This window comes from Massilia psychrophila (assembly GCF_002760665.1).
GTDB lineage: Bacteria > Pseudomonadota > Gammaproteobacteria > Burkholderiales > Burkholderiaceae_D > JAFCUW01.
Window position 1 is genome coordinate 92,429 of sequence record NZ_PDOB01000002.1, and the last position, 13,682, is coordinate 106,110.

At 62.3% G+C, this 13,682-nt stretch carries 10 protein-coding genes and 1 riboswitch; of the genes, 3 read left to right on the forward strand and 7 right to left on the reverse strand.

Translation table 11 applies throughout. The features are described 5' to 3' along the window. Positions 1-3: 3 nt before the first annotated feature. Genes CR103_RS02280 through CR103_RS02310 form a run of 7 tightly spaced genes read right to left on the reverse strand, consistent with a single transcriptional unit; the run spans position 4 to position 6,577 of the window. Positions 4-1,473, reverse strand: coding sequence for a cobyric acid synthase (locus CR103_RS02280; RefSeq protein ID WP_229442640.1), 1,470 nt, complete (start codon positions 1,471-1,473; stop codon positions 4-6). Then, entirely contained in the window at positions 1,470-2,360 is an 891-nt protein-coding gene (locus CR103_RS02285; protein ID WP_099914395.1) for a cobalamin-binding protein, read from the reverse strand. Before CR103_RS02285 ends, CR103_RS02280 begins: the two co-directional genes overlap by 4 nt. Beyond that, on the reverse strand, positions 2,353-3,342 hold the full coding sequence (cobD, locus tag CR103_RS02290; protein ID WP_099914396.1) for a threonine-phosphate decarboxylase CobD: 990 nt from the start codon (positions 3,340-3,342) through the stop codon (positions 2,353-2,355). Before cobD ends, CR103_RS02285 begins: the two co-directional genes overlap by 8 nt. Beyond that, complete coding sequence (gene cbiB, locus CR103_RS02295) at positions 3,335-4,291, reverse strand: adenosylcobinamide-phosphate synthase CbiB (RefSeq protein WP_099914397.1); 957 nt, start codon at positions 4,289-4,291, stop codon at positions 3,335-3,337. Before cbiB ends, cobD begins: the two co-directional genes overlap by 8 nt. Next, positions 4,276-4,842, reverse strand: a complete 567-nt coding sequence (gene cobU / locus CR103_RS02300) for a bifunctional adenosylcobinamide kinase/adenosylcobinamide-phosphate guanylyltransferase (protein ID WP_099914398.1) — start codon at positions 4,840-4,842, stop codon at positions 4,276-4,278. Before cobU ends, cbiB begins: the two co-directional genes overlap by 16 nt. A 25-nt stretch (positions 4,843-4,867) precedes the next feature. Then, positions 4,868-5,479 carry a cob(I)yrinic acid a,c-diamide adenosyltransferase gene (gene cobO / locus CR103_RS02305; protein ID WP_099914399.1) on the reverse strand — a complete coding sequence of 204 codons (612 nt, stop codon included), beginning with the start codon at positions 5,477-5,479 and terminating at the stop codon, positions 4,868-4,870. 39 nt (positions 5,480-5,518) lie between these two features. Beyond that, entirely contained in the window at positions 5,519-6,577 is a 1,059-nt protein-coding gene (locus CR103_RS02310) for a HoxN/HupN/NixA family nickel/cobalt transporter (RefSeq protein ID WP_099914400.1), read from the reverse strand. 341 nt (positions 6,578-6,918) lie between these two features. Further along, positions 6,919-7,150, forward strand: a riboswitch (cobalamin riboswitch). A gap of 168 nt (positions 7,151-7,318) precedes the next feature. Here CR103_RS02310 and CR103_RS02315 point away from each other — a divergent pair. The 3 genes from CR103_RS02315 to CR103_RS02325 are packed head-to-tail and all read left to right on the forward strand — an operon-like array spanning position 7,319 to position 13,675. Next, on the forward strand, positions 7,319-7,630 hold the full coding sequence (locus CR103_RS02315; protein ID WP_229442641.1) for a (2Fe-2S) ferredoxin domain-containing protein: 312 nt from the start codon (positions 7,319-7,321) through the stop codon (positions 7,628-7,630). Next, complete coding sequence (locus CR103_RS02320) at positions 7,623-11,738, forward strand: cobaltochelatase subunit CobN (protein WP_099914402.1); 4,116 nt, start codon at positions 7,623-7,625, stop codon at positions 11,736-11,738. Before CR103_RS02315 ends, CR103_RS02320 begins: the two co-directional genes overlap by 8 nt. Continuing rightward, positions 11,735-13,675 carry a magnesium chelatase subunit D family protein gene (locus tag CR103_RS02325; RefSeq protein ID WP_099914403.1) on the forward strand — a complete coding sequence of 647 codons (1,941 nt, stop codon included), beginning with the start codon at positions 11,735-11,737 and terminating at the stop codon, positions 13,673-13,675. Before CR103_RS02320 ends, CR103_RS02325 begins: the two co-directional genes overlap by 4 nt. Positions 13,676-13,682 lie beyond the last annotated feature (7 nt).

Consider the following 13,682-nt stretch of genomic DNA (forward strand, 5'->3'; position numbering starts at 1 on the left):
TCGTTATTTTAGGAGCTTCAATCTGTTGAACAAAGGTTGGGCCGCATCGGCGATACGATCCAGGCTCTGTTCGCGCAGGCGGGCGGTATCCACCTCGATCTGGCTGGCGAGACCAGCCCACGCCAATAAGGCTGTCGCCGCTTGCGGCGTGTCGAACACGCCGTGCAGATAGGTGCCGAGGATTTGCTCGTCCGGCGAGAGCGCGCCTTCGGGCCGGCCATCGATGCGAAAGGCTGGCCGCGCCAGCGCCGCACCGTGCGACGTGCCCATGTGAATTTCATAGCCGCTGACGCTGGCCTCAGCAAACTCGCACACGCCATGGATTTGGGCCAGGCGTTTGGTCCGGCCCAGTTCGGTACTCATGTCAAGCAAACCGAGCGCGGGAGAGCTGCCGGGTGCGCCTTCGATCCCGTGCGGATCGTTGACCGACTGCCCGAGCATTTGAAAACCGCCGCAAATACCGATGACCTTGCCGCCATAGCGCAAATGGCGCAGCAAATGGGCTTGCCAGCCTTGTTGCAACAGCCAGGCCAGGTCGCCGCGGGTGTTTTTGCTGCCGGGCAGTATGATCAGATCGGCGGCGGGGATCGGCTGGCCTTGCCCGACGAATTGCAAGTCGATCTCCGGGTGCGCGCGCAAGGCGTCGAAGTCGGTGTGATTGCTCATGCGCGGCAGTTGCGGCACCAGCACGCGAAAGGCGCCGCGCGCCGCCTGGGTCGATTCGACCGCGTCTTCGGCGTCCAGAAACAGGCCTTGCAAGTACGGTAGCACCGCCAGCACCGGTTTGCCGGTCTGCGCTTCGAGCCAGGCCACACCCGGTTCAAGCAGCTTGACGTCGCCCCGAAAGCGGTTGATGACGAAACCGATAATGCGCCCGCGTTCGCTCTCGGACAGGCACGCCAGCGTGCCGATGATGTGGGCGAAGACGCCACCGCGATCGATGTCGGCGACCAGGATGACCGGACAGTCGACTGCCTCGGCGAAGCCCATGTTGGCGATGTCGCGCGCGCGCAAATTGACTTCGGCCGGACTGCCGGCGCCTTCCACGATGATGGCGCCGTATTGTTCCCTGAGCCGCTGGTACGATTCCAGCACCGCCGCCATTGCCGTAATTTTGTACTGCTGATAATCGCGCGCGCTCATGTCGGCGCGCACCTTGCCGTGAATGATGACTTGCGCCCCGGTGTCGGAGGACGGTTTGAGCAGCACCGGATTCATGTCGGTGTGCGGCGCCAGTCCGGCCGCGATCGCTTGCAGCGCCTGGGCGCGGCCGATCTCGCCGCCATCCGAGGTGACGGCGCTGTTCAAGGCCATGTTTTGCGGCTTGAACGGGACCACCCGCACGCCGTCGCGCAGCAGCAGGCGACAGAGCGCGGCCACCAGCGTGGTTTTGCCGGCGTCCGAAGTGGTGCCTTGCACCATCAGTGTGTGAAATGGAAAACGCCGATCAGCGGCAGCTTGCGCGTCACTCATCGTGGCCTCCTGTGCTGGCGCGCCAGCTCCAGTTTTTCACACAGCGCGCTCGTACCGGCGATCATGCGCGGGCCGGCGCGATTGAGTAGCTGGCCATCCAGGGTGAACAGATTGTCGTTGCGCACCGCCTTCATGCCGGGATAGCGGCGCCACAGATTGACGCCGTCGGTATTTTTTTCGCCAGTGCCGAAGATGGCTTCCGGGTCTTCCTGCAGCACCGCTTCGATGCTGACCACGGGCGCCGTTACCGCCATCTTGGCGAAGATGTTTTCGCCACCGCACAAGCGCATCGCGTCGCTCACGATATGGCTGCCATTGAGCGTGTACAGCGGCTGGTCCCACACCTGATAAAACAGGCGCACCGTGGGACGCTTCGCATAGCGCACGCGCAGATCGAGCAGTTGGCGCCGCAAGCTGGCCGCTGCCGCTTGCGCGACGTGCTCGGTGCCCATCAACTGACCGAGCCGCTGCACGCTGTCCGGAATCGCTTCCAGGGTTTTGGGGTCGCTATGAAACAGCGGAATGCCCAATGTTCGCAGTTGATCGAGCTGCCGCGCCGAACTGCCGTGCAGCCAGACCACGATCAAATCCGGTTTCAGGGCGATCAAGCGTTCGATATCGACTTGGCGATTATCGCCAATATTTTTGATCTGTTTGGCCGCTTCGGGATAATCGCTGTAACTGACGGCGCCCACGATACGGCCCCCGCCGCCAGCGGCAAACAGCAGTTCCGTGACGTGCGGCGCGAGGGCGATGACGCGTTGCGCCGGCTGTTGCAAGGTGACTGCGTTGCCATCGTCATCGCGCACGCTGATGGCGGCGCCGGCCTGGGCCGCCATCAGCGCCAGCAGTGCTGCCAGTACACATTGATACGTCCGTTTATGCATTTGCGTTCCATTCTTCCAGTGCTTGCGCCAGGCGGCGCCAGCTTGTTTCGTCCGGCGGCAGGCCAAGACGGATGCCGCCAGCGGCAGCGCGAAACAGACGGACCCAGATCCCCCGTTCGGCCATATGCTGCCAAAAAGCGGTGGCGCGCGCTTCCGGCCACCATTGAAACAATGCGCAGCCGTTCGCCTCGATGTGGTGGTGCGCCAACAGGCTTTGCAGCCGCTTGCCGCTGGCCACCAGCTGCGTGCGCATGGCGCTTTGCCAGCCAAGATCGGTCAGCGCCGCGTATGCAATGGTTTGCGCCGGCCCGCTCACGCCCCAGGGGCCGAGCAAATCTGCCAGCGCTGCCAGCAGCGTTGGATGGGCTGCGACAAATCCCAGGCGTAGACCGGCCAGGCCAAAAAATTTACCCACCGAGCATAAAACGATCAAGCCTGGCTGCCCGCTGTGCGCCGCGACGCTCAGCTGCGGTACGGTGTCGCCAAACGCTTCATCGACCAGCAGCCAGCCGCCGCGTGCGGCCAGGCGTGCCGCCCAGTCGATCAGCACGGCCGCATCGAGCGTCGCGCCGGTTGGATTGTTCGGATTGCACACCACCATGACATCACATTGGTCGAGCGCCGCATCGAGTTCGGCGTAAGGCACCTGGCGCATGCTGTGGCCGTGCAGCGCCCAATGCTGGGCATGCTCCGCATACGACGGCGCGGCGACCACGACGCGGGAGGGCGAGCGCAAGCGCGGCAAGGCCTGAATCGCCGCCTGCGTGCCGGCCACGGCCAACATCAACGGCGCATGATAATAAGCGGCCGCTGCCAGCGCCAGGGCCGGATCGGTTTCCGGCAAGCGATGGTAGGCTTGCGGGTCCAGTGCCGGCGCCGGATAGCCATGCGGGTTGATGCCGGTCGAGAGGTCGATCCAGTCGGCCAGCGGGCGGTTAAACGCCTGCGCGGCTTGGCGCAGATTGCCGCCGTGTTCAAGCATGGGTGCTCCAGAAATAGATGGTGGCGGCCAGGCCGACGCAGCCGAGCCAGAGCATGGTCGTACGGGCGATCAGGCGCCAGGCCCGCGCAATATCGCTGCCGCTGGCGCTGCGGCCGCTGCCCAACGTGGCGCGCTGTTCGAGCACGCCGTCATAGGTTGCCGCGCCACCGAGCTGCAAGCCAAGTGCGCCGGCGCCGCTGGCCATCACCGGGCCGGCGTTTGGGCTGCTCCAGCTGCCGGCCTGACTGCGCCAGCAACGCCAGGCGTGGCGTTTGTCTTGCCAGCGCGTGGCCAGCAGAACATACGATAGCGCCGTCAAGCGCGCCGGGACGACATTGAGCACATCGTCAATGCGCGCAGCGCAGCAACCGAACCAGTCGAAGCGCGGCGTGCGATAGCCCCACATCGCATCGAGCGTATTGGCCAGACGAAACAGCAGAGCGCCGGGACCACCGCCGATCAAAAACCAGAACAGCGTGCCAAACACGGCGTCGTTGCCGTTTTCGAGCAGCGATTCGGTGCTCGCTTTGGCCAGGTCGGTTTCGCTCGCTTGCGCCGTGTCGCGGCTGACGATGCGCGCCGTCAGCATGCGCGCCTGCGCCAGATCGCCGTGCGCCAACGCGACGCCGATCGGCAAATTGTGCTCGCGTAAACTGCGCAAACCGAGGCAAAAATACAGCAGCAGCACATGCGCCGCCCAGCCCAGAACGCTGCAGATCGCCATGCTCAGCGCGACCAGCGGCAGCACCGCCAGCAGCCAGGCCAGCATGCCGCGCCAAAACGACAGGCGGGCGCGGTGGCAACGGTTAAGGCGGCGCTCGAGTAGATTGGCCAGATTGCCAAAGCCGATCAGCGGATGCCAGCGGCGCGCTTCACCCAGCAATAAATCGAGCAGCACCCCGGCCACCATCAGCAGCGCGATGGCGGGCCAACTCAAGCCAGCGAGCATGGCGCGCCTTTCAATACCAGCGGCAAACCCGCGGCGACCAGCATGACGCGCTCGCAGCGCGCCGCCACCGCCTGGTTCAAGCGCCCGGCTTCGTCGGTAAACCGGCGTGTTATGGCGCCATTGGGCACAATCCCCATGCCGACTTCATTGGACACCAGGATCACGTCGCCCTCGACTTCGGTCAGCGCCTGCAAAAAATCGGCGCGTTCGACGTCGAACAAGGGCGGCAGCGTGATGGCGCCCACGTCCGGATAATGTTCGGCACTGGAAAACATCAAATTCGACAGCCACAAAGTGAGGCAGTCGATGAGAATGAGTCGCCCTGGCTGGCACCAGGCGCGCAGTGCTGCGCCCAGGGCCCGCGGTTCTTCCAGCGTCGGCCAGGCGGCCGGGCGCTGTTGACGATGCAGGCCGATGCGCTGCGCCATTTCGGCGTCGCCGGCCGCGGCCGTGGCGAGATATATCACCTCTTTGCCCGAGGCCAGCGCGAGCCGTTCGGCGTACGCGCTTTTGCCGCTGCGCGCGCCGCCAAAAACCAGGGTGCGGCTCATGCGCGCAATGGGTTCAATTGCCGCATCACCACTCGGTGCCGGCTTGCGCGGTAATGCCGGCCGCGAAGGCGTGCTTGACGACCGCCATTTCGGTGACCGTATCGGCAATGGCAATCAATTCCGCCGGCGCGCCACGACCGGTGATGACGACGTGCTGCATTGGCGGGCGTTCGAGCAAATCGGCGATGACGCTGTGAACGTCCAGATAGCGGTATTTCAGCGCGATATTGAGTTCGTCGAGCAGGATTAACCCAATCGCAGGGTCGCGCATGAATTCTTGCGCCTGTTGCCACGCCAACTGCGCTTTTTCGGTGTCGCGCTCGCGGTCCTGGGTGTCCCAGGTATAGCCTTCGCCCATGACATGAAAACTCACTTCGTCCGGAAAACGGCGCAGAAAGGTTTCTTCGCCAGTCGACATGGCGCCTTTGATGAACTGCACCACGCCCACTTTCATGCCATGCCCGAGGGCGCGGATCACCATGCCGAAGCCGCTCGAACTTTTGCCTTTGCCGTTGCCCGTGTTGACGATGATGATGCCAATTTCTTTGTCCGCCGCGGCGATTTTTTTGTCGATGAAGGCTTTTTTACGCTCCATGCGTGCCTGGTGGCGCTGGTTGATGTCGGTACTATGGTCCATCAGATGTGCTCCGAAAAGGAAGATAAAAAGTAGACGAGGTTATTGAAAACGCACTTCAATGGCGTCGTAGCGTTTGAATTTGTAGACCAAAAATGAAATAATCCAGCATGCAATGAAGATGCCAATGATGCCATAACCAAGCAAACCGAAATGCGCATTCAGGGCGCCCACGCCATCCCAGAAAACACCCGTCATGGCGCAGCGCTCGCGCAACAAGCCCAGTACTTGAATGCTCGCGATACCGGAGGCGACCAGCACCGATATGAAGGTGATGGTGATGTTGTAGTACAGCTTGCGGATCGGTTTGGCAAAAGCCCAGCCATACGCGCCTTGCATCAAGGTGCAGTCGGCGGTGTCAACCAAGGACATGCCTGCCGCAAACAGGGCCGGAAACACCATGATGGTCCACAGGGACATGCCGTCAACCGCTTGAGCGGCTGCAATGCCAAACAGCGCCACTTCGGTCGCCGTATCGAAGCCCAAACCGAACAGGAAGCCCATCGGATACATATGCCAGCTGCGGGTAGTGATGCGAAACAGCGGACGAAACCAGCGTGCCACCAGGCCGCGCTGGTTCAGCAGCAAATCCAGGTCGAATTCGCGCAGCGCTTCACCGCGCTGGACCGCGGCGAAGGTGCGGCACACCGCGATCAAGACTGTCAGGTTCACCAATGCAAGCAAAAACAAATAAAAGGCGGACACGCTCGTGCCGATCAACGCGCCGATGTGTTTCATGGACCCGAAATGGGCTTGCATGGTAACAGCGGCGACCCCGACTGCCACCGACATCAGCGTCACAACAGTGGAATGGCCGAGCGAAAAAAATAAACCTGCCGTCAATGGGCGTTTGCCCTCTTGCATCAATTTACGGCTGACATTATCGATCCCGGCGATGTGGTCGGCATCGACGGCGTGGCGCAAACCGAGGGTATAGGCCAGCACCGCCGAGGCCAGCAAATAGGGATGGTCTTGAAAAACAATCCATGCCCAGACCCAGGCGCCGATGTTGGCGGCCACCAGGAAAGTGTAGAGCGCAATCGTCTTTTGGCGGACGTTATCGTCACGATCATCGAAGATGCTGCAAAAAAAAGTAAGCATTGAGATTTCCCAAAAGATTGCATCACGCAGTGTGACAGTGCACGGCAAGAACAAAAGTGTCTTTTTTTTGCCGTGACAGCCGCGCTGTCGTTAGAAAAGTGCATGATTATGCACGCTTTGACGCGCCCCGAAACTGATCATTCTTAAAACGATCCAGTGCGCCAGTGCAGCGCGAAGATGGGCGATGGGCGTTCCGTGCGCCGCGGTCGGTGCGTATGGTCCGGCTCCTGTCGATGGTGAAAACGCAGCTGCTTGGCGTGGTGTTTCTGGTCCTCGTCGGGCCAGCAATGCGCCGCTTGTGCTTGTGTTCAGCTTGCAAATTCGTGGCTCTCGCCGTAGACTGGTTGCAATTACTTTCAGGTGCTTTTCAACTTTTTTGTTGAAAAGTTAAATGGGAAGTCGGTGAGTTTTTCTGACCTTGAAAAACGAGCCCGACGCTGCCCCCGCAACGGTAATCGAGTATCCGGTTTGCTTTCAGCCACTGTGCCATGCATGGGAAGGCGCAAATCTGGGTGATGCCATCAGGCCTTGCCTCTCGTGAGCCCGGAAACCAGCCTGAAGGACTTAAGCGTTTGTATCGCGGCGGGCGATTCAGATGGATTGCCCCGCTGCGCAGCCATCTCTTGTTTTTCCTCCTCGTATGAATGCGCTCTTTTTTCAAAGAAAGCATGCCATGCTGTCCGTCCTTCAATTTTTTGTTCCGTTTGCCATCCAATGAGAACGCACACCAAACATGTCCTCATGTGTGTCGGCCCGCGCTGCACCGAAGACGGTGTTGCCGCGCAAGCAATGTTTGCATTGGTGGGAGAGAAAATAGATGCTCGGCCACATCTCGCCATCAAACGCACGCGCACCCATTGCATGGTCGCGTGCCGCGCCGGTGCGCCGGTGCTGGTGGTGTATCCCGAGGGCGTCTGGTATCGCTGTCCTGACGAAGCGGCGCTCGAGCGGATCGTGAGCGAACACCTGGAAGGCGGACGCGAGGTGGGCGAACTTATTTTTCATCGTCTCGGCGAAGGCGACATCGACTCCCTGGAGGCCGAACATGGCTGATACTGCCGCCGCTGGCGCCGCCATTGCGCTGTTGACCCACGCCTCGAACGACTTGACGGTGCTGCACAGCGCCTTGGCACAAATGCCGCCCGATTTTCCGCTGGTGACCGGCATCAATTTGCAGGCGCTGGACGATGAGGCGCACATGACGTCCTTGCTGGCGCAGCAACTGGGCGCGGCGCGCATCATTGTGTTGCGGGTGCTGGGACGCCTTGGCAGCGTACCCGGTTTTGCTGAACTGGTGAGCGAAGCGCGCCGTCAAGGCCGGTATTTGATTGCGATCAGCGGCACTGGCGAGCCGGATCCGGAACTGGCGGCCGTGTCGACGGTGCCGGCGGACGTGTTGCAACAGGCGTTGACGTATTTTCAAGCCGGTGGCAGCGTCAATCTGGCGCAATTGCTGCGCTATCTGGCCGATCGCTTGCTGTTGACCGGTTTTGGTTACGCGCCCGCGCTGGCGCTGCCCGAGCACGGCATTTACCATCCCGACCTGGCGGAAGACGCCGACATCGCCGACTGGCTGGCTCTACGGGCAGCGCAGCGCCCCAGCGTGGGCATCGTATTTTATCGGGCGCACTGGATGAGTGGCAATACGCGCTTCATCGATGCACTGGTCGACGCGCTGGAACAGCGCAACCTGAATGTGTTGCCGATCTTTACCGCGTCGCTGCGCGCCGGGAGCGACGGTGGCCAGCAATTACCGACCGCCTTGCGCTATTTTTTGGGCCAGCAAGGTGCGCTCATCGACGTGCTGATCAACACCACTTCGTTCGCGATGGGTGAAATCACGCCCGGCGGACCAACGCCGGCTGGCTGGTCGGTGGGTGTCCTGGAAAGTCTGAATGTGCCGGTCCTGCAAGCGATCACCAGTGGCATGACGTTGAGCCAGTGGCAAGAATCAAAGCGCGGTATGAATCCGCTCGACGCGGCGATGAACGTGGTGTTGCCCGAATTCGATGGCCGCATTATCACGGTGCCGATCTCGTTCAAGACGCGCGCCACCGGGCCGAATGAAACGGTCGACTATGCGCCGGTGCCGGACCGAATTGCCCGCGTGGCCGGTCTGGCGGCCCGTTTCGCCCAATTGAAATGGAAAGCGAACAAGAATAAGCGCATCGCGTTCATTTTTACCAATTCGAACAGCAAAGCGTCGCAAATCGGTAACGCCGTCGGCCTGGATGCCCCCGCTTCGCTGATGGCGATCTTGCAGGCGATGGGCAATGCCGGTTATCTGCTGGGCGACGTGCCGGCCGACGGCACCGCCTTGATTCATCAATTGATCGACCGCTGCGCCTACGACAATACCTACCTCACGGCGCAACAGTTGCAGCACGCAGTCGGACGCGTGCCAGCCGCACTGTATGCGCAGTGGTTTGCCGACTTGCCGCTGGAAATGCAGCATAAAATGACGCAGCAATGGGGCGCCGCGCCCGGCGTCGCCTATGTGCATGACGACCATCTGGCCCTGGCCGGCGTTGAATTGGGCAATGTGTTTGTCGCGCTGCAACCGCCGCGCGGCTACGGCATGGACCCGGACGCCATTTATCACCAGCCCGACCTGCCGCCGACCCACCATTACTATGCGCTGTACCGCTGGCTGTGCGATGTCTGGGGCGCCGATGCGATTGTCCACGTTGGCAAGCACGGCACCCTTGAATGGCTGCCGGGCAAAGGTGTGGGGGTGTCGGAGCAGTGCTTTCCCGATGCGCTGCTCGCTGACATGCCCTTGTTTTATCCGTTCATCATCAATGATCCAGGCGAGGGTTCGCAAGCGAAGCGGCGCGCGCATGCCGTTGTCGTCGACCATTTGACGCCGCCAATGACAACCGCCGATACCTATGGCGCGCTGGCCCAGTTGACGCAATTGGTCGATGAATATTATCAGGTCGAAGTGCTCGATCCGGCCAAGTTGCCGCTGTTGCAGCAACAGATATGGGAACTGGTCAAGCAAACCAATCTGGATACCGATTTGCAAGCCCGGCTACTGCATCACGATCACGACCACGACCACGACCACGCACATGACCACGCGCATTTGCATGATCACGGCCATGCGCATCCGCATCCGCATCCGCATCCTCATGACGCGCACGGGCACGACCATCCGCACGAGGCTGAAGCGTTGCCAACCGCATTGGCCAGCATGAAAGGCGCCGATGTCGCCCACTTGATCGAAGACCTTGACGGTTATCTGTGCGAATTGGGCGCAGCGCAAATCCGCGACGGCTTGCATATTCTTGGTCAGGCGCCGGCCAGCGCGCAATTGGTCGACATGCTGGTGTCGTTGACCCGTTTGCCGAACCAGGACATTCCCGGCCTGCAGGCGGAAGTGGCGCAGCTGTTCGGCTTGAGCATGGATATGCTGCTGGAAAACAAGGGGCGGCGCTTGAATGTGACCGACGCGCTGGCGCGACTGGCCAAGTGCGCCGTCGTGACCCGCGCCGATGCGCTCGACGCCATCGATGCCTTGTGCCGCCAGCTGTTTGTGGCGCTCGATGCGCGGGCCTACCTTGCCGCGAGCATCGACGAGGTGATCGCGCTGACGTTCCTTGAACATACCGACGTCGGCACGGCGCTGTTGCAGCCGGCCGTACGCAATCGCAGCAACCTGCTGTCGCAAATGGGTAAGCCACGCGCCAAAGTGGACAAAGTGGACGTTGTGCGCCCCGCCCCGGCGCCGCTCGCTGCTGATCTGGGTTCGGATTTACGTTACACCGCACTACGCCGGGTGCTCGCTTTCGCCTGCGTGGAACTGGTGCCGAATCTGGCGCGGGCGACCGACGAAATCGACAACTTGCTCAACGGTTTAAATGGTGGATACATCCCGGCCGGCCCGAGCGGCTCGCCCACCCGCGGCATGGCGCACATCCTGCCGACCGGGCGTAATTTCTATTCGGTCGATCCGCGCAGCGTGCCCTCGCAATCGGCGTGGCGCGTCGGCCAGCAATTGGCGCACGAAGTGCTGGCGCGCCATCTGCGCGAAACCGGCGCTTATCCAGAAAGTGTCGCCATCAGCGTCTGGGGCACCAGCGCGATGCGCACCCATGGCGACGACGTCGCTCAAATTCTGGCATTGCTCGGCGTGCGTCCCGTCTGGCGCCCGGAAAACCGGCAATTGACGGGGGTTGAAGTGATCCCCCTGGCAGAACTAAAACGCCCGCGCATCGATGTAACGACGCGCATCAGCGGTTTTTTCCGCGACGCTTTTCCGCAATTGATCGATCTGATCGACGACGCCATACAGGCGGTGATTGTGCTCGAGGAGCCACCGCAAGACAATTTCGTGCGCAAGCATTATCTGGCGGAACTGGGCGACTGGATCGCTCAAGGCTTGCCGCCGGAAGAAGCGAAGCAGCGTGCGGCGTACCGCATCTTTGGCGCCAAGCCTGGCAGTTATGGCGCCGGTATTTTACCGTTGATCAACCAGAAAAACTGGCAAACCGACGCCGACTTCGCCCAGGCATACGTCAATTGGGGCGGTTATGCGTATGCCCGCAATACGCCGGGCGCCGATCAGCGCGACGCGTTTCGCGTCCGTTTGCGCGGCGTGCAAGTGGCGCTGCACAACCAGGACAACCGCGAGCACGATATTTTCGATAGCGACGACTACTTGCAGTTTCATGGCGGCATGATCGCCACCGTGCGCGCCTTGAGCGGGCAGCAGCCACGCCATTATTTTGGCGACAGCCATGATCCCGACCGGGCCCAGGTGCGCGATTTGAAGGAAGAAACCTTGCGCGTGTTCCGCTCGCGCGTCGTCAATCCGAAATGGCTGGCCAGCATCCGGCGCCATGGCTACAAGGGCGGCCTGGAATTGACGGCGACGGTCGATTATCTGTTCGGTTACGACGCCACCGCCCAGGTGATGGAAGACTGGATGTACGAGGACGTGGCCAGCAGCTACGCGTTCGATCCGGCGATGCAGCAGTTTTTACAGGAAGCCAATCCCTGGGCGCAAAACGCCATCGCCGAGCGCTTGCTGGAAGCGGCCAGCCGCGGCATGTGGGCCGAGCCCAAAGCGGACACGCTGGCCGCCTTGCGCGCCCTGTATCTCGATAGTGAAACCTTACTGGAAGCGCGTGGCGAAACGCCGCGTGTCGGCACATGATCCATTTCCCTTTTTCCGCCATTGTCGGCCAGCCGCAATTGAAAACCGCGTTGCTGTTGTGCGCGGTCGATCCCAGTCTGGGCGGCGTCTTGATCCGCGGCGACAAGGGCACCGCCAAAAGCACGGCGGCGCGCGCCTTGACCGACGTGTTGCCGATGATTGCGCGCGTGCCCGGTTGCGCTTTCAATTGCGCGCCCGGCGCACCCGGCGTCCATTGCGAGGTCTGCCTGGCGCCGGACGCGACTGCGCAGTCTTTTAACGTGCCCTTCATTACCTTGCCTCTGGGAGCGACCGAAGACCGGGTGCTCGGCACGCTCGACCTGGCGCGCGCGTTGGCCGGGGCAGAGCGCGTTTTTCAAGCCGGTTTGCTGGCGTCGGCGCACCGCGGCATCTTGTACATCGATGAAGTCAATCTGCTGGCCGACCATCTGGTCGACGTGTTGCTCGACGTCGCCGCGATGGGCGTCAATTCGGTGCAGCGGGAAGGTTTGTCGATCCAGCACCCGGCCCGCTTCACCTTGATTGGCACGATGAACCTGGAAGAAGGCGATTTACGGCCGCAACTGCTGGACCGTTTTGGCATGATGGTGGAAGTGACGGCGCCGCGCGAGAAAACCCTGCGCGCCGACGTGGTGCGGCGCCGGATTGCCTTCGAAGCGGATCCGGCTGCGTATGTCGCGGCGTGGGCCGCGCCGCAAGCGGCGCTGCAAAACCGCTTGGCCGACGCTCAGCGTTTGCTGGCGCACGTGGTGCTGGACGATGCCTTGCTCGATTTGATCAGTCACCTGTGCTGCGAATTCGACGTCGCCAGTTTGCGCGCCGACATCGTGATGCACAAGACGGCGCGAGCAATTGCCGCGCTGGACGCCCGCACCACGGTCACCGCCAACGATGTGCGCAGCGCCGCCGAGCTGGTGTTGCCACATCGGCGCCGGCGTACCCCGTTTGAGCAATCGGGGCTCGACGCCGGGCGGCTCGACGAGGCGATGCAGCAAGCCGGCCATGGGCCACAGCAGGGTGATGACGCGCCAGCGGACGCGCCATCGGACGCGCCAGCGGACGCGGATCCGGCGCAAGAGAACGCGCCAAGCCCGCCGAGCCAGTCGGAAACACCGCAGCAGCAAGTGTTTTCCGTCGCGCCTGGCGCGACAGCGCGCCCGATTGCGCTCGACGCCAGTCCGCTCGGCATCGTCGCCGGCCGGCGCAGCAAGGCCTACGATGCGGCTACCGGACGGGCAGTGCGAGCGGTGCCGGACGAACAGCCCGGCAGCCTGGCCCTGGGCGCGACCTTGCGCAGCGCGGCCTTGCGCGACCCGCAGCATTTTCACGTCACCAAAAGCGACTTGCATCAGCAAATCCGGGTCGGCAAGAGCGCCAATCTGATTTTATTTGTGGTCGACGCCTCCGGCTCGATGGCGGCGCAAAGCCGGATGGAAGCGGTCAAGGGCGCGGTACTGGCGTTGCTGACCGACGCTTATCAACGGCGCGACGAAGTGGCCGTCATCGCTTTCCGGGGTACGACCGCGCATGTGCTGCTGGCGCCAACGCGCAGCGTCGAGCGCGCCGAGCAGGCGTTGCGCTCGTTACCCACGGGCGGGCGCACACCGTTGCCCCATGCCTTGCAACTGGCGCTGGAAACGTTGCAACGGGCCAGCGCCAACGCGCCGCCGCTGCTGGTAATTCTGAGCGACGGCAAGGCCAATGTCGCGCTCGACGCAGGCGCTGCTGACAGCGATCCCTGGCGCGACACGCTGGCGCTGGCGGCCTTGCTGGCCGAGCGCGCCGTGCCGGCGCTGGTGTTCGACACCGAAACCGGCTACTTGCGCCTCGGCCGTGCCGCCCAGCTGGCGCAGGCGCTGGGCGCACAATGCCTGACTTTGGAGCAGCTCTCGGCGGACAATCTGGCGCTGACGATCCGCGCCAGCTTGTCCGCCTGATCAGCTT